At 34.7% G+C, this 17,730-nt stretch carries 8 protein-coding genes; 1 reads left to right on the top strand and 7 read right to left on the bottom strand.

Translation table 11 applies throughout. The annotated features are described in order from the left end of the window. Nucleotides 1-3: 3 nt before the first annotated feature. The 7 genes from K8B81_RS08180 to K8B81_RS08150 all read right to left on the bottom strand — a co-directional run bounded on the left by K8B81_RS08180 (nucleotide 4) and on the right by K8B81_RS08150 (nucleotide 13,401). Nucleotides 4-3,147 (bottom strand): SusC/RagA family TonB-linked outer membrane protein, encoded by a 3,144-nt coding sequence (locus tag K8B81_RS08180; RefSeq protein ID WP_223680723.1) that lies wholly within the window; start codon nucleotides 3,145-3,147, stop codon nucleotides 4-6. A gap of 886 nt (nucleotides 3,148-4,033) precedes the next feature. Beyond that, complete coding sequence (locus K8B81_RS08175; protein ID WP_223680721.1) at nucleotides 4,034-5,014, bottom strand: glycoside hydrolase family 43 protein; 981 nt, start codon at nucleotides 5,012-5,014, stop codon at nucleotides 4,034-4,036. A gap of 50 nt (nucleotides 5,015-5,064) precedes the next feature. Then, a complete protein-coding gene (locus K8B81_RS08170; RefSeq protein ID WP_223680719.1) occupies nucleotides 5,065-7,416 on the bottom strand; it encodes a GH92 family glycosyl hydrolase in 2,352 nt (783 codons plus the stop codon). A 42-nt stretch (nucleotides 7,417-7,458) separates the two neighbouring features. Beyond that, nucleotides 7,459-9,624, bottom strand: a complete 2,166-nt coding sequence (locus K8B81_RS08165) for a TIM-barrel domain-containing protein (protein ID WP_223680717.1) — start codon at nucleotides 9,622-9,624, stop codon at nucleotides 7,459-7,461. Between the two features lie 177 nt (nucleotides 9,625-9,801). Then, nucleotides 9,802-10,986, bottom strand: coding sequence for an aldose epimerase family protein (locus K8B81_RS08160; protein ID WP_223680715.1), 1,185 nt, complete (start codon nucleotides 10,984-10,986; stop codon nucleotides 9,802-9,804). A gap of 15 nt (nucleotides 10,987-11,001) precedes the next feature. Beyond that, nucleotides 11,002-12,054, bottom strand: a complete 1,053-nt coding sequence (locus K8B81_RS08155; RefSeq protein ID WP_223680713.1) for a glycoside hydrolase family 43 protein — start codon at nucleotides 12,052-12,054, stop codon at nucleotides 11,002-11,004. Nucleotides 12,055-12,228: 174 nt separating this feature from the next. Further along, nucleotides 12,229-13,401 carry a cellulase family glycosylhydrolase gene (locus tag K8B81_RS08150; protein ID WP_223680711.1) on the bottom strand — a complete coding sequence of 391 codons (1,173 nt, stop codon included), beginning with the start codon at nucleotides 13,399-13,401 and terminating at the stop codon, nucleotides 12,229-12,231. A 370-nt stretch (nucleotides 13,402-13,771) separates the two neighbouring features. On the opposite strand from K8B81_RS08150, the gene K8B81_RS08145 reads away from it, so the two are divergent. After that, nucleotides 13,772-17,716 (top strand): hybrid sensor histidine kinase/response regulator transcription factor, encoded by a 3,945-nt coding sequence (locus K8B81_RS08145; protein WP_223680709.1) that lies wholly within the window; start codon nucleotides 13,772-13,774, stop codon nucleotides 17,714-17,716. Nucleotides 17,717-17,730: the final 14 nt, after the last annotated feature.

The raw sequence follows: 17,730 nt of genomic DNA, 5'->3' as shown, positions 1-17,730 counted from the left end.
AAATTATAAGGTTACATCTAATCCAAAAAGGATAGATTTTGTTGTTGGATATTTTAAACCATTTGATGTACCTAACTCCGGATCCCAAAGTTTAAAATCTGAGATGTAGAATAGATTATTGCCACTGCAATACACTCTTACTCCTTGTAATTTGATTTTTTCAGCTACCGCTTTTTTCAATGTATATCCTAACTCCAAAGTCTTCAGTCTGCCAAAACTCATATCTTTTTTCCACCAGGTAGAAGCAACAGAATTGTTTGCGTTAGTACCATAACTTAATCTAGGCCAAAACACGTCCTGACTTGGATTTTCTTCTGTCCAACGGTCATTGTAGTTACTATAAATATTTCCTAAAGTACCCTGACCGCTTCCTGGTATAAAATTAGCTCCACCAATAATTCTTTCTGATTTTGCTACACCCTGAAAAAAGAAACTAAAATCGAATTGTTTGTATTTTGTAGTATTTCCAAAACCGTAAACAATTTGAGGGTCAGTTGTTCCTCCTATATAACCTTCGTCTAAACCACTGATAATTCCGTCAGCATTTCTATCCTTATATTTAATATCTCCCGGACGTACTACACCAAACTGCGGTATAGGCATACCTGGAGCTAAAACATTTTGCTGAGGGTTATCACTGATAGTAGCAAAATCTTCATTTGTATATAAACCTGTTGCAGTAAGCCCCCACAAAGTATTATTTTGAATACCTGTCGCTGAGCGGTAAGTCCCCTTTAAAGAAGCGGCTTCATCTCTTTCAGTTACTTTATTTTCAACATAAGTAAAGTTACCTCGCCAGCTCATAAAAAAATCAGGTGTTATTTGTTTATTGATATTTAATGAGATTTCAAGCCCTTTGTTTTCCATTTTTCCAAAATTGGCCCACGGTGCATTAATAAAACCTGCCTGACTTGGAACAGTATTTCTAGAAATAAAGATGTCCTTTCTTTTTTCCTGAAATACATCTACTGTCAAGTCAATCATATTCAGTATTCCTAATTCTAAACCTAAATCTGCTTTGGCTACATTTTCCCAGGTCAAACCTCCTACTCCAATTTCACCTTCCTCAATTCCTTCGAATTTCACTCCGGTTCCTGTACCAAAAGTATAGTCTGAATTATTATTATCACTAATGGTAGTTAAATAAGCAAATCTTCTATTGGCCCCAATCTGATCATTTCCTACAAGTCCGTAAGCACCACGGAATTTAATTTTATTAAAAACGTCTTTGTATGGCTCCATAAATTTTTCTTCACTTGCAATCCATCCTAGAGCTACAGATGGGAAAAATCCATAACGATCTTTCTTTTCGAAATTTTCTGATCCATTGTATCCAAAATTGAATTCGGCAATATATTTACGATCAAAAGTATAAGAAGCTCTTCCTGCCAGTCCCTGATGCCTGAAAGCCTGAGGACCTCTATCATCCTGATATTCATCCTGATTATATAACAATAAACCGTTTACATCATGTTTACCATTAAAAGTACGGCTATACGTTGTGCTTGCTTCCAGATAAACACGTTTGTTTCCAAAATCCTGAGAGGTAGTATATCCTAAATATTCCTGACCACTGTTATCGAGCCTGCTTTTAATTAAACTCCCGTCCAGATCTCTTTCAGTAGCAACATTATAGTAAAAAGGAGTTTTACCACGTGTTACTCTGTTTTGAGAAAAAGAGTCAAATGAATAAGTAAATTTCGCTTTCAAACCAGGAGTAACAGCTTTAAAATCCTGTTCTAATGAAACTAAACTTTCGATTTTACTGGCTCCCTGTTTGTAATATCCCTGCTGCGTACTTACAGCCCACGGATTTGGTCGTTGCGGAATTTTAGGAAGGGTTCCGTCTGAATAAACAGCCGGATGCGCAAAAGGAGTTGTTTCAAAAGCAAAACCAAATAATTCATCCGTACTGCTGTTTCCTTTATTAAGATTTTGTAAAAAACCTCCAATATTTACTCTCAATAAAGTTGTTTTTGATAAGTTAACATCAACATTTGAACGAACATTTGTTCTGTTTAGTTTGGTTTCTGAATCATACGTTTGTTTAGGGTCTCCTGCAAGAATCCCTTTTTCGTTATAATGAGAAACAGTTAATGCGTATCGCAAAATTTCTGATCCTCCGGCAACATTAAAATTAGTCCTTGACGTAAAAGCATAATCTTTTGTTATATCATCAATCCAGTTTACATCAGGATATAAATCAGGGTCATATTTATTCGCCGTTTTTTCAATACGATCCTGAGAATATAGTTGCGTACCAGATAATTCATTTAATAAACTCATGTAAGGAGCAGCACCAATGAAACCTGGCAATTTAGTAGGCTCCTGAACTGAATATTCAGTTCTCAATTGCATTCTTGGAGTACCTACAAAACCTCTTTTTGTATTAATCAAAATAACCCCGTTTGCACCTCTTACACCATAAACAGCACTGGCAGCAGCATCTTTCAAAACAGAGAAAGACTCAATTTCTGATGGATCAAGGTCATTTAGGTTTCTTTCAATTCCATCTACCAATACAAGCGGATTTGTTGATCCTGCAAAAGTAGAGATTCCACGAATTCTAATATCCGATTGGTCATAACCTGGCTCACCAGATCTTTGAACAGCCATTACTCCGGTAATTTGTCCTGCCAGGTTGTTACCTAATGTACGGGCAGTTCCTACCTGCAACAGAGAAGGTTTTATGGTACTTATGGCTCCTACAACCGAAGCTTTTTTCTGCGTTCCGTAACCCACAACTACAACTGTTTGCAGGTCGCTGGTTTCTTCTGCAAGCGATACCTCTATTTTTTTAGCATTATTTAAAGGCTTTTCAACCTCTTTCATTCCAATGTACTTAAATACAAGTATTGCCTGAGGAGAAGATACCGTGATAGTAAAAGTTCCATCAAAGTCTGTTGACACAGCATTTTTTGTCCCTTTTTCAATAACGGTAGCACTGGGTAGTGACAACCCTTTAGAATCCGTTACTTTTCCCGTTATTTTTATGGGATCCTGTGAATTTTTGGTTTGTGCATAAGCACTTCTTGCGCAGAGCATTAGAAAAAATAAGCAAATCAATCCACTTGTACTGAACTTTTTACTCAAGGCAAATAAGCTCGGTGGCGTGGATGGCATTTTCCAAGTCGTTTTGATTTTCATCTGAGTTAATTTTTTGGTTTAATTAGTTAGTTTTTTTTAAATTAAGATGTGCTCTTATGAATTTGATTTTAGTACTTTCTTGATTTTGTAAAAGAAATCTCAAATATTGATAAATCATCAAATTATATTCTTTTTTAAAGCATGTTAAATTTTAATATCATTTTTTTATCAATAAAATAATTTATAGTCCAAAAAACATCATTTTAATTTTTGACCAAATTAGGGTATTGGTCATGTAATTTTAATCCCATTTTGTTTCAAAATTATGTTCAAATGGTTCACAGAGCCCCGAAAACACTGAAAAAATACATTATGATTAAAATAAATAGGTAATATGCTACAACCGGAAAATCTATTTTGACAATTACAATAAAAGTGAAGTATTTTCAAGGATAGAATCGTGGTTTTCTATTTTATTTTTAGGCTTAATTTTTATTCAAAATAGAATTTAATGTTTATTATGATCGAAAATCGTCTGGATAAAAATGCTGCCATGACCCCTCTTGCAAATACAAGGGTTTTATCATAAAACATTGAAAATAGTTTTTTAAATAGCCTTGTAGAAAAGTAAATACTTTCGAGCTTTGACAATTATATTTTAAGAATATTTGTAACAAACGATGTAAAGCAGAAAAGACATTTTTGAAATTTGACAGATAACTGAATTTAAGAAAGTTAGAAGTTAATACTTTGAAACGAGACAAAAAATCGTGATTTTAATCCACCATTGAATGGATTGTGAATTTCAAAAGTAAATACCCTGCAAGAAATCGTAGTAATAAAGTGTTTTATTCGTCTAACAGAAATACCTAACTGAAAAGTAAAATAGAAAACCTGATTTTTTTACACCATAACGTAACATTACGTTCTACGGCTATATTATTTATTACTTAATCAAATGGGCTTTTACACCTTCATTTGTGATTACAACAGGTTTTATAAAACCATTTTCATCAAAATGCATTTCTTCAACACAAGTTTCCCTTGAATTTCCATTCGTTTCTGTTAAAGGTCTTCTGTGGTAAACAATATAATAAACATCTGAATCAGGATGTTTTATAACTGAATGATGTCCTGCTCCGTTGGCAATTTTAGAATCCTGTTCTACTATTTTTCCAATTCTTTTAAAAGGTCCCAGTGGAGAATCTGCGATAGCGTATGCAACACAATAATCAGGGCCGGTCCAGCCTCCCTCAGACCACATGAAGTAATATTTATTGTTTCTGATAAACATAAACGGACCTTCAACATAGTTTTCTGGTGTAATCTCTTTAAAAACTGTTTTATCTTGAAAAGGTACAAATCCGGTAAAGTCAGGTTTCAATTTTGCAATATTACAATGTCTCCATCCGCCATAAATTAAATAATACTGACCATCTTTATCCTTAAACACAAACTGATCAATGGGCTGTGCTCCATTATAAAATTTATCAACTAATGGTTTTCCTAAATAATCTTTATAGGGCCCCTGAGGTTTTGTAGCTACTGCAACACCAATTCCGCCCCGTTCATTATCGCTCTGAATATCATTTGCTCCAAAAAACAGGAAGTATTTATTTTTATTTTTAATGACCGAAGGCGCCCAAATTGCTTTTTTAGCCCATTTGACTGCTGCGGTATCTATTATCCTGGGATGTTTTGTCCAATGCACCAAATCTTTTGAAGAAAAAGCATCCATAAAAACCTGATCTTCATAACGGGCAGAAAAAGTAGGATAAACCCAGTAGGTTTTATCAAAAATAATTCCTTCAGGATCTGCATACCAGCCTTTGAATATGGGATTGTTATTAGGGGATACAGAAGGATTTGCTTGTGCAGCTATTTTTGAATAGGAAATAATCAAAAGAAAAAATAAAACTTGTTTCATAATATCTGTATTTAGTTTAAATAACTATGAAAAAAAAATTACAAAACCAATTAAGGCATATTTCCTGGTTTTGCGCCTACTCTCATTTTTAAAACACCTCCCAGCTTAATGACATCAAGATCAATTGAAAGCTTATTTAGATTCTTTTTATTCAGTTTCACTTCCTGCAAATAAATATTCGTTTTTGAATTATTTTCTACATCAATAACAAAAGTTTTATTACGTTCTTTTCCCATTTTTTTAATAGTGATTTTATCAAATAACGGGCTTCCGATTTCAAATGACGGATTGATATCAGTAAGGCCTTTAACATCAAATAATCCGATAGAAGACATTACATACCAGGCACCTAATTGTCCCTGATCTTCATCCTGACCGTAGCCATAGCCATGAATTCCTTCGGTTCCATAAAATTCATCACAGATAGCGTGTACCCATTTTTGAGTTAAATAAGGTTTTCCAGAAAAATTAAAAAGCCAAGATATATGAAGATTTGGCTGATTTCCATGATTATAAAAACCTGATAGTCCCGCAAATGCATCTATTTTAGTTCCTCCTCCAAATACATTTTTTTGAGATTTTATAAAGATATCATCCAGACGATTATTGAAAGTATCTTTTCCTAAAGTCGCCACTAATTCAGGAACATTATGAGGGACATAAAACGTATATTGCCAGGCATTTCCTTCCTGAAAACCCCTCCACGGCTGCGATGGATCAAAATCTTTTATAAATTCCCCATTTGCATATTTAGGTCTTATAAAAGTCGTTTCTTTATCATAAAGCAATTTCCATCCGTCAGCTAATTTTATAAGTTTTTCGTAATCTTTTGTTTTTCCTAATGCTTTAGCAAATTGGGCAACAGCATAAGCGCTATACGAATATTCTAGCGTATGTGAAGCTGAAAATCCTGAGCCTTCAGTATTCGTATTATAATCCATATTATCTAAATATGGCGAATAGCCCAGTTCTACAAACTGTTTTACATCCATCTTTCCTGCACCTTCTATCCTATCTCTCCATTCTAATTCGTTTTTTAATGCAGCTTCGTAACCTTTTTCTACATCAAAATTTCGAATACCTGAATTATATGCTGATGCTATCGCAAGCCCCGTAAAGTTTGTTCCTACTCCCGATACATATTTACTGTTTGCAATACCATCTCCGAGCCAGCCTGCATCTTTATAAACCAATATTTGTCCCTGAACCCAGTCAGCATAATACTCCGGATAAGCAAGTGCCCACAATTGGGTTAAATTCCAAAACCCTCCCCAAATAGCATCTGTATTGTAATAATTGTGCTGAGGTTTTCTTTTCGCGTCAAGTGGAATCTGCCCTACTTGTCCGTTATTCATTGGATACGCTCCGTTTACATCACTTCCTAAGCCGCGACCTAACAAAGCGTGATAAAGTCCAGTATAAAATTTAATTTTATCATTTTGGTTTTTACCTTCTACGGTTATTCTGCCTAAATAATCATTCCATACTTCAAGGCTCTGTTTTTTTGCTGTATCAAAATTTAACTTTTTTGCTTCTGCATCCAGATTAAGTCTGGCATTAGCTACAGAGGTGTATGATAAACCAATTTTAACGGTGATTGTTTCATTTTCTTTTGTATTAAAAGTCAGGTAAACTCCGGCTCCTTTACCTGAAATTTCTTTGTTACCTCCTAGAATCTCTTCTTTAGTAAATACACCAAAACTCTTTGGCTTTTTATCTAAAATAGCCGAAAAATACATGGCTACATCAGCACCTTTCTGGTATTTTTTTACATATTCAGGCATGGTAATCACATAACCTTCTATCCTTCCCTCTTTAGTGATGACCACTTTTGATTCCTTAACAGCTCCGCTTTCACCTTGCCTGTTTCCAATATCAAAAATGATATTGGACTGAGATGATTTTGGAAAAGTATATCGCTGAAAACCTACTCTTTTTGTAGCCGTAAGTTCTGCCTTAATTTTATAATCCTTAAGCAATACTGAATAATATCCTGCTGTTGCATATTCATCCTTTCTGTCGAATCTGGACCTGTAACCTTCATCAGGGTTTTCAAGAGTTCCCGGTATTGTCTGTAATTTTCCAACTGAAGGTGCCAGGACAATACCACCAATCTGAAATTCATGCAAACATGCAAAACCTTCAATAGAAGTATCCCTGTCATCATAACCTGTAGCTTCCCATCCGTCCTTGTTTCCCAAATGCGCATTAGTTGACGGACCAAGTTTCGCCAGTCCAAAAGGCATTGCAGCAGGAGTATAAAAAAACCAACGGCTGTGTGCCGTTCCAATATTAGGCTTTACATAATCGGATAACTTTTTATCTGATTTTTGGCTTGTAACTGTATTACTGACTAAACAGATAGCACTTATAATCCAGAATCTCACCACATTTTTTTTCATGTTTAAACTATTATTCAATTTGCTCCGTATTCATTAATGATTTTATTTCAAACTAATTGTAATACCTGCTTTAAGCGTACCAGAACCACTATATGTTTTAGTGTCAAGTACCAAACTTACATTAACGGCTTTTATATCCTCATTGGTATTTCTCTTGCCTTCAACATGAGCAGCTTTAACAATAACAGTATCATTGTGTTTCTCAGCTGTAAAAGTTAGCAAGGCATAATCTCCTTTCTGAAACCCAAATCCGTCTCCTGAATCTACATATAATTCCCCCTTTGCTTTACCTTCTTTATCAAGACAAACAAAAAGACTTAACGGATCGAATGAATTTTCTCCGGCATTCTGGATCACTTTCCCGGCAGGAATAATACTTCCGCCTCTGATACTCAATTTTGCCTGGTATTTGTCTGTCTTTTCTCCTTCAATAAGATTTAATTCTTCCCAAATTCCTGATGGAAGTACCGGATTTTTTGCAAATGCCGGAACCACCAAAAGATTTTCTCCTAATAAAAACGCCTGATCCTCTGCTCTTAAGCGTGAATCTTTAACATCAGCAAAAAATACTGGCGCCATAACCGGCATTCCGGTTTTAGAAGATTCATAAAAAAGAGTATATAGATACGGTAACAAACGATAGCGTCTTTCTAAAGCAATACGGGATGTTTTTTCTATTTCAGCACCGTACGCCCAGGGCTCTTTATCATTTGTCCCTGCACAGGCGTGACCTCTTGCAAAAGGCATGAAGGCTCCAAATCCAAGCCAGTTTGCCCATAGATCGCCATCAGTATTTCCAAGGAAACCTCCTATATCCGGGCCACTGAATGGCTGTCCTGATAATCCGAGTGTAAGCGACATCGGGACAGATAATTTCATATGCTCCTCACCAGCATAATTATCACCTGTCCATGTAGCCGCATAACGCTGTCCTCCTAATAAGTTTGATCTCGTTAAAAGAAATGGCCGCTTTTCAGGATTTGTTTTTAGAATCCCATCATAAGAAGCTTCCACCATCAATCGCCCATACGCATTGTGATACAGCAAATGAGAACCCTGAGGTAAATTTCCGCCACCTTTGTGCGGAGTATCATAAGGCATTGTCCCCAGACGTTTATCTTCAGGGAAATCATTATCATTTACGGCAGGTTCATTCATGTCGTTCCAGACTCCGTCAATACCAGTGTTTAAAAAGTCTTTATAAAGTCCTCCCCACCACTTTCTGGTTTTAGGACTTGTAAAATCCGGAAATGCACAATCTCCAGGCCACACTTTACCGTGATATTCCTCTCCGTTAGTTTGCTGCACCCACACGTCATTTTTTGAACCGGATTGATAAACTGCATACTCTTTATCTACTTTTACTCCGGGATCTATCATATAAATTGCCTTAAAGCCTTTTGCATGCAGATTAGCATTTAATCGTTTCGGATTTTGGAACCTGATACTGTCAAATGTAAAAACCCTGTATCCCTGCATATAGTCAATATCCATCCAGATTACGTCACATGGAATTTTCTTTTCCCTGAAGTTATCAGCTATTTCCATAACACGCTTTTCACTGTCATAAGAGAATCGGCATTGATGGTATCCTAATGCCCAGCGCGGAGGTAATTTGATTGTTCCTGTTAATTCAGAAAGCCCTTTCATAACCTCCTGAGGCGATTTTCTGTCGATAATATATATTCTGAACAAAGCACCCTCAGAATTATAAATAATCTGATTAGAATTTGTAATTAGCTCTGCTTTCCAGGTACTGTCAAAAATAATCCCGAAAGCAGATCCGTCAGGACGTACACCCATTACCCATGGATGTGTCTGGTATAATCTTTTACCACCTTCGACACTGTAAGCACCTGTATCTGTATTCCATAATTTTATAGACTGACCGTTACGCAATAATGGTCCTGTAACTTCTCCACCACCATATAAACTAATGTCACCTTTCAAATTCAAAACCGCAATTGCCTTATTATTTGTCAATGAAAATTCAGGGATTAAAGACCAGTCGGTTGGTACTTTCCCCTTAGAATTTGGCTCAGATGCAAGAATCAATGATGGAGTTTTGTTTTTATCAAATCCTTTGGGTACAAATTCTACTATGCAATTTCCTACTGCTGATTTTTTTTGCAAAGGAACTTGTTGTGCATCAATTTTGACAACTGCCGAAATAATGAAAATGGAAAATATTATGGTTTTAAAATTCATATTAGAAATTTAAATGTTATTATATGATGATAAAATTAAAAAACAATAATACTAAAACGTTTTAGCAAATAAATAGAAACAATTTCATTCTACAAAATATTTTTATAACAAATAACTGCAACATTTTTTTTAGTATCAGATTATCAACTATTTAAAAAAAATTAAATAAGAGACAAATTAAGGTTTTTCTGAAAATTTATAAACAGACACAGTATGGTAAACTGCGTTAGGCTCTAATATTATGGATGGAAAATTCGGATGATTGGGTGCATCAGGAAAATGCTGTGTTTCTAAAGCAAAAGCAGTTCTGTAATCATCTTTTGCGCCTGATTTGAATGTATTTTTGCCTTGCATGAAATTACCGCTATAAAACTGAAAACCTGGTTCTTCCGTATAAATATCCATTACAATACCTGATACATCTCCAGTTATGGAACCTACATGCGCCATTCCATTTTGCTTTTTATTATTTAATACAAAATTATGATCGTATCCGCCTCCGTTTTCCAATTGAACATTCTTCGCATTTATACGTTCTCCAATTGTATGAGGAGTAACAAAGTCGAATGGTGTACCTGCAACAGTTTCAATTTTACCTGTTGGAATCAAGCCTTTATCAACCGGAGTATATTCTTTTGCATTAAATTGTACCATATGATTTAAAATGGTTCCGCTTCCTTCTCCATTTAGATTAAAAAAAGCATGATTGGTTAAATTCACAATCGTCGTTTTGTCGGTTGTTGCCTCATATTCCATCTTAATTTCATTATCAGTGGTTACGCTATATGTAACTTTTACTTTTAAATTTCCGGGAAAACCCATTTCCATATCTGGCGAAACATAAGTAAAAACCAAAGTCTGATCGTTAATTTTTTCTGCATTCCAAACTACATCCTCATATCCTTTTGTCCCGCCGTGCAAAGCATTTTCACCATTGTTAACCGGAACACTATAATTTTTTCCGTTTAAACTGAATTTTCCCTTTGCGATTCGATTACCAACTCGTCCTATTGTAGCTCCAAAATATTTTTCAGTTGAGTTTTGATACTCTTTGATACTTTTAAAACCAACTACAACATCTATAAATTTATTGTTCTTGTTTTTAACCAGTAAACTAACCAAACGTCCTCCATAATTGGTAAAAGCCGCATGGATATTTTTATTTTTTATCCAGTAAAGATTTACTTCTTTTCCGTCGATTTTTCCTTTGAAATCAATAGAATCAAGAGCTGTCGGTTTCAAATTTACATTTTGGATTACCGATTTATTTGAGTCGTTGGAATTGTCACTTTGTTTCTTCTGACAGGAAATTTGAAAAAACAACCCTAAAAGAAGAACACTTACTAATTGATTTTTTTTCATCGTTTTATATTTTAATTATTTCATTGCAGGAATAGCTATAGAAACTCCTTCTGCTATTGGATCACCAATAACAGGATTTCCATTTTCATCCCATTTGATCTGCTGCATTCTTGGCGATCTTTGCACACCACATCCTTCACCCGGGTTCGAATTTGCATGGTATAAAATCCAGTCTTCTTTTCCATTTGGTGATTTAAAGAATGAATTATGTCCAGGAGCATATACTTTTGTTTTACTGGATTGTTCCAAAATAGGTTTATCTGATTTTACCCATGCCAAAGGATCCAGTAAATTATCTTTTCCTGTAAAAGCGAGCAGCCCTAAACTGTAATTATCGGTCCAGCATCCGCTTGCCGAAAAAACAATGAATGCTTTATTCTTATGTGTCAGGAATTGAGGTCCTTCATTTACATTTACCTGCGGAGGATTTATATCATCATGCAGTGCACCGTGTAATTCCCAGGGATTTGTCGGACTGGAAATACGAACTCTGTCGCCGTCAATCTGAGTTGGAGTCTTCATTTTTGCGATATAAATATTTTGCTGTCCATTAGCATCTCCTTCCCAACCAGACCAAATCATGTACAATTGTTTTTTGTATGTAAAAACATTGCCGTCAATAGCCCATTTATCCGTCTGAGCGGCAATCTTTCCTTTAAAAACCCACTCACCCTGCATTGGGTCTTTTGAATCGTTTTCTAAAACATACATTCTGTGCGTATTGTTAGAACCATTATCTGCAGCAAAATAGGCATACCATTTACCTTTGATAAAGTGAAATTCTGGTGCCCAAATCTCAGCAGAATACTCGGTGTTTGCCGGTGCAGTCCAAATGACTTTCTTTTCCGCATTTTTCAGGTCTGCTAAACTTTTGGTTTTTAAAAGAACAAGATGATTTTGCATCGTATGAGTATAGTAATAATAGCCATTATGATAGGTACTATACGGATCTGCCCCGTAATCTAAAAGAGGATTGGTAAATGTTTGCTGTGCGGAAACTGTTTTGCTTACTAAACAAAACAGCATCAGCATTAGTATTTGTTTGATTATTGAATTATTTATTTTCATTATGATAATTATTTATGAGCAGTTTTGAGGCATGTAAGTATTGGTGGCTTTTTGATTATTCTTTCAAATGCATTGTATTAAAAATCAAATTACCGCGACAAAGTATCCCGATAATTTCGATCACATTAAACAACTAACCACAGTTATTAAAAAAAGGCAACTTTTATATCGTTATTATTTAGAATTTACTTCGGATGTAATTTTTTGTATAAAATCGGTTTCAGATTTTTTGTATGGCGTTCCATCAGCATTAAATACTTCATGAAACCATACAGGCGGCGCAGAAGTATATGTTTTTGTCCAACTGTCCCACGGAAATTTAGTTTGCGTTTTTCCGTCCACTAATCCCCAGTTCATCATGGCAATTTTGTTTTCTTTGGCAATTGGCAAAAATCCTTCAAAGGTACTGCCGTTTGGTCTTGCCATATATTCTGTACATAATAATGGTCTGCCGTAACGTTTTAATTCATTTATTCTATTTGTAAAATCTGCCGGTTTATCATAACAATGAAAAGAAATGATATCAGACTGTTCCAGTTGCAGTTTAAAAATTGGTTTCATGCCTTTTTCAGACCAGTCACCAGCCCAGACTCCTGACGTTAAAGGTTGCGAAGGATTACTGGATCTCGCCCATTTAAAGGCTTTTTCTAAAAGTTTATAAACCAGCTCTTCTTTATTGGTAACTTCTGCTTTTTCATAAGCGGGCCTGTTCATGTTATCCGGCTCATTCCAGACATCCCACCCTAAGATTCGATTATCATCTTTAAAGTGCGCTACCGTTTCTTTTATATATTTTTCGAGACGCGGAGCTTGTTTTTCATCCAGAAGTGCTTTTTGTCCCGGTGACTGCACCCAGCCAGAATTGTGTAAAAATGGTTTTGGAGCTCTTTGTTTTCCAGACACAGGAAATGGATCCCAGCAGGAATCGAACAAAACGAATAATGTTTTGATATGATGTTTGTCTGCAATAGTCAAATATTCGTCCATTCTCTTATAAAATCCTTCAGCATCATCCTTATGCAACAGGTCATGAAGATAAACACGCATTACATTCATTCCTATGCTTTCTGCCCAACCTAATTCCTGACCGATTTTTTTAGGATCAAATGTATCAGCCTGCCACATTTCTAACTGGTTAATGGCATTACCTGGTGTAAAATTGGCTCCTACAAGCCATGGTTGTTTTGCATACCATGTATTAGCTTTCTCTTTTGTCCAGATTGTTCTTTCGGTAGCAGAAGTTTCGGTTGGGCTTTGTTCGGTTTTAACTTCATTTTTGCTTTTATTACAGCTAATTGTTAGTACCGAAAATAAAGCAATCGCTATTAAATTATTTTTGTTTTTCATTATAAAAAGGTATTGGAATGTTTTTTTTATTGTTTCAATTATTGAGATTAAAAAATTACTTTTTCATTTTGTATTACCAAAAATTAAGTAATATTGCAGCCAAGGTTAAGATGTGTATTTTTATTTATCAGTAGATATTTCAGTGTTTATTTATCAATATCACAATTTAAATACTAAAAAAATGTCATTTTATTTTTTGACCAAAATAGGATATTGGCAACACAATTGTAACCCCATTTTGTCTCACAATTGTGTTTAAATCATTCAAATCATCTATAAAAAACCTTGTAAACCTGCATACAAAACAGAATGCATGCTTATGACACAATAAGAGAAGCTATTTTTATAAAAAATTAATAAAAACATTCACATGCAACGATTTTTCAAAATAGGGACAGTCATTTGTCTTTTGTTTTTGTCAGCTACAATTTTCAGTCAGGAATATTATTTCAAACATTATAAGGTTGAAAACGGCATGTCTAATAATTCTGTTCTAGCCTCCATTCAGGACAAAGATGGTTTTTTATGGTTTGGCACTAAGGATGGTCTAAACCGCTTTGACGGATATCATTTTAAAACATTCCGCAGCGGATCAAACCCTAAAACATCATTAGGAATAAACTATATTCAATCGCTGCATGAATTCAAAAATTATATCTGGGTCGGAACTGACAAAGGATTGTATTCTTATGATAAAAAGTTAGAAAAATTTACTTTTCTGAACGAGGCAATAAACAATCGTATTAATGATATTGATAATGACCTGAAAAATAATTTGTGGTTTATTTCTATTGGAACACTTGTAAAATATAATGTTGATACAAAAGAAACCAAACTGTTTGACAGAAATTCATTTTATGCCACTTCTATTACGTGTGATAAAAATGGAGTAATATGGGCATCATCATATGATGATTTATACCGTTATTCTGAAGCTACTCAAAGTTTTGATAAAATTAATGTACAGCTTCCCGGCATCAATTTTTCAATTTCGGTTATTTATGCATTAGATGCGAATTCAATTTTAATTGGTACAAGGGATCACGGTGTTTATAAATATGATGTATCAACAGGAAAAACATCTCCTTTTATTAACGGTTCCGCAAGACCGATCTTTGTCAGACAATTTAAAAAGAACAAAAATGACTTATGGATCGCCAGTGAATCCGGTGCTTACATTTATAATTTAAAAAATCAAACCATACGAAATTTACGCAAAAGCCCGAGCGATCCTTATGCAATTTCAGATAATGCAGCGTATTGCATTACTATTGATAAGGAAAACGGGGTCTGGATTGGAACTTATTTTGGAGGGGTAAATTACCATCAAAAACAATACGATCAGTTTAAAAAATACTTTCCGCGTATGAGTGAAAATGCAATTGTGGGAAGTGCCGTTCGTGAGATTCACAAAGACGACCATGAAAATCTCTGGATTGGTACTGAAGATGCCGGGATTAATAAATTTAACCTGCAGACGAGGAAATTTGTAAATTTTCAGCCCAATGGAACAAAATCAGGACTCTCCTTTTATAACATACATGCCGTTTTACCAAGAGGAAATAAAGTCTGGATAGGAACTTTTGAGCATGGATTGGATGTAATAGATGCTAATACCGGACAAGTCATCAAACATTATGACCAGAATTCCAGTAATTTAAGAAGTAATTTTATTATTACGTTTTATGAAACTCCGGAAAAGAAATTATATGTAGTAACTTCTCTGGGGATTTATATATATGATGATCAAAATGATAATTTCAAAATTTGCGATTATTTTTCCCAAAACACACATTATACCTGTATGTTTAAAGACAAAGACGGAAATTTATGGGCAGGCTCCTACAGGGACGGACTATTTTATTACAATGCTAAAACTAAGGAAAAAGCAGTTTACAGGTATGATTCAAAAAATGATAAAAGCATCAGTAATGATTTTATCACATCGATTTTTCAGGATAAGCAGAACAACCTTTGGATAGCAACCGAAAATGGCCTGAATTTATTTGATATCCGAAAAAAAGAATTCAGAAAATTTACCACTAAGGAAGGGTTTCCAAGCAATGTAATTTATTCTATTCTTCAGGATGAAAAAGAAAATTTATGGATTACAACTTCAAAAGGACTGGTCACATTTAATTATAAAACGAAGGCTGTGAAAATCTTCACCACAGCAAACGGATTACTGAGCGACCAGTTTAATTACAGCTCTGCCTTTAAAGATTCTAACGGAGATATGTATTTTGGGAACCTGAACGGAATGATTAGCTTTAATCCTAAAAATTTCAGTGCCTACAAATACAATCCGCCTATATTTATTACAGGTCTTCAGATTAACAATCAGGATGTTGGCGTTAATGATGAAGAGTCACCGCTGGACGAATCTGTTTCTTACATCAAAAAAATTACTTTAAAAAATCACCAGTCTAATTTTAATATTGATTTTGCTTCATTAAGCTACACAGCTCCTGAGCTTACAGAATATTGGTATAAACTGGACGGGATAAGTGATGATTGGGTTTACCTGAATAAAAACAATAAAGTTTTTTTTACTGAACTTCCGTCGGGTGATTATAAATTCAGGGTAAAGTCATTAAGTGCAAGCGGAATATGGAGTAAGGAAGCTGTCGTTGCCATTACAATATTACCACCATTTTGGGCAAGCAGTTATGCATTTTTTCTCTATTTTTTACTACTATCAGGTTGTTTTTACTGGCTTTTGCATCGATATCACCGTAAAACAATCAAGGAGAATAACCAAAAAATAGCAACTCTTAATAACGAGAAAGAAAAGGAAATCTATCATGCAAAAATTGAATTTTTCACCAATGTTGCACACGAAATCAGAACGCCTTTAACCTTAATTAAAAGTCCTTTAGAAAGTTTGCTCAAAAAAACCTATGAATCTCCTGAAATTCTGCCTAATTTATCAATAATGGAAAAGAATACTTCCCGCTTATTGAATTTGGTCAATGAATTGCTTGATTTTAGAAAAACAGAAATGGAAGGCTTGGGATTGACTTTTGTTGAAACGAATATATCAATGCTTGTTAAACATTTACAGTCTGAATTCACTCCTTTAATTGAAGAAAAAAACATCCATTTCGAACTGGAACTGGGAGAAAAAAATATTTATGCATTCGTAGATGAAGAGGCAATTCGGAAAATCCTAAGCAATTTAATCAGTAATGCGATCAAATATGCCAAAAGCAAAGTTTTCATTACATTATTCAGGGATGAAGATTCTTTGGAATTTATCATCAAAAATGACGGAAACTTGATTCCAAAAACCCTTAAAAACAAAATTTTCGAACCTTTCTTCAGGATATTAGGATCTGAAATGCAGACAGGTACAGGAATCGGATTATCACTAGCCCATTCATTGACTGAATTACATAATGGTACATTAAAATTGCAATTTTCAGACGTTTCAATGAATACTTTTGTGTTGCAGTTACCGCTGCGTCAGGAGAGCGAATTTCATCTCTATAAAGATTCCCCTGAAACAGGAAAAGAAAGCAATGAAGAATTTGAAAATGAGATTATAGCTAAAAATATCAAAACCCAAATACTGGTTGTAGAGGACAATTTAGAACTGCTTAATTTTATGAGCAAAGAGCTTAGCAAAGAATATAAAATTTTTAAAGCAGCCAATGGAGAAGAAGCATTAAAAGTAATCCACAATGAAACAATACATATCGTTATCAGCGATATTACAATGCCTGTAATGGACGGAATTGAGTTATGCGGCCGTATTAAATCTAATATTGAAACAAGTCATATTCCTGTAATTTTACTCACAGCCTTGAGCGCAGTACAATCCAGAATCAAAGGTTTAGAATCAGGCGCTGATGCATATATTTCCAAGCCATTTTCTATGGATTTTATATTGGCTCAAATTGACAATTTAATATCCAACAGGCGGCATGTTATGGAATATTATGCAAGTTCTCCCCTGTCCCATTTAAAAACAATTGCCCATAATAAAACCGACGAGGATTTTATTAAAAAACTGGATGAAATTATTGACCAGAATATGGCAGATACAAATCTAAGTGTCGAATCATTAGCCGATATTCTCCACATGAGCCGTTCTACTTTATATCGCAAAATAAAAGACATATCTAACCTGAGTCCTAATGAACTGATTAACAATGCACGACTGAAAAAGGCAGCAGAATTATTGCTTTCCGGAAAATACAAAGTCTATGAAATTGCAGAAATAGTGGGATACAATTCGCAGTCGAGTTTCAGCAGAAATTTTCAAAAGAGTTTTGGAATGTCTCCTTCAGAGTTTATCAACAATGGAAATTAAGAAATAGATTAAAT

The organism is Flavobacterium hibisci (assembly GCF_020026925.1).
In the GTDB taxonomy this organism is placed as follows: domain Bacteria; phylum Bacteroidota; class Bacteroidia; order Flavobacteriales; family Flavobacteriaceae; genus Flavobacterium; species Flavobacterium hibisci.
Note: the sequence above shows the minus strand (reverse complement) of the source record. Positions and strands in the feature narration are given on the sequence as shown.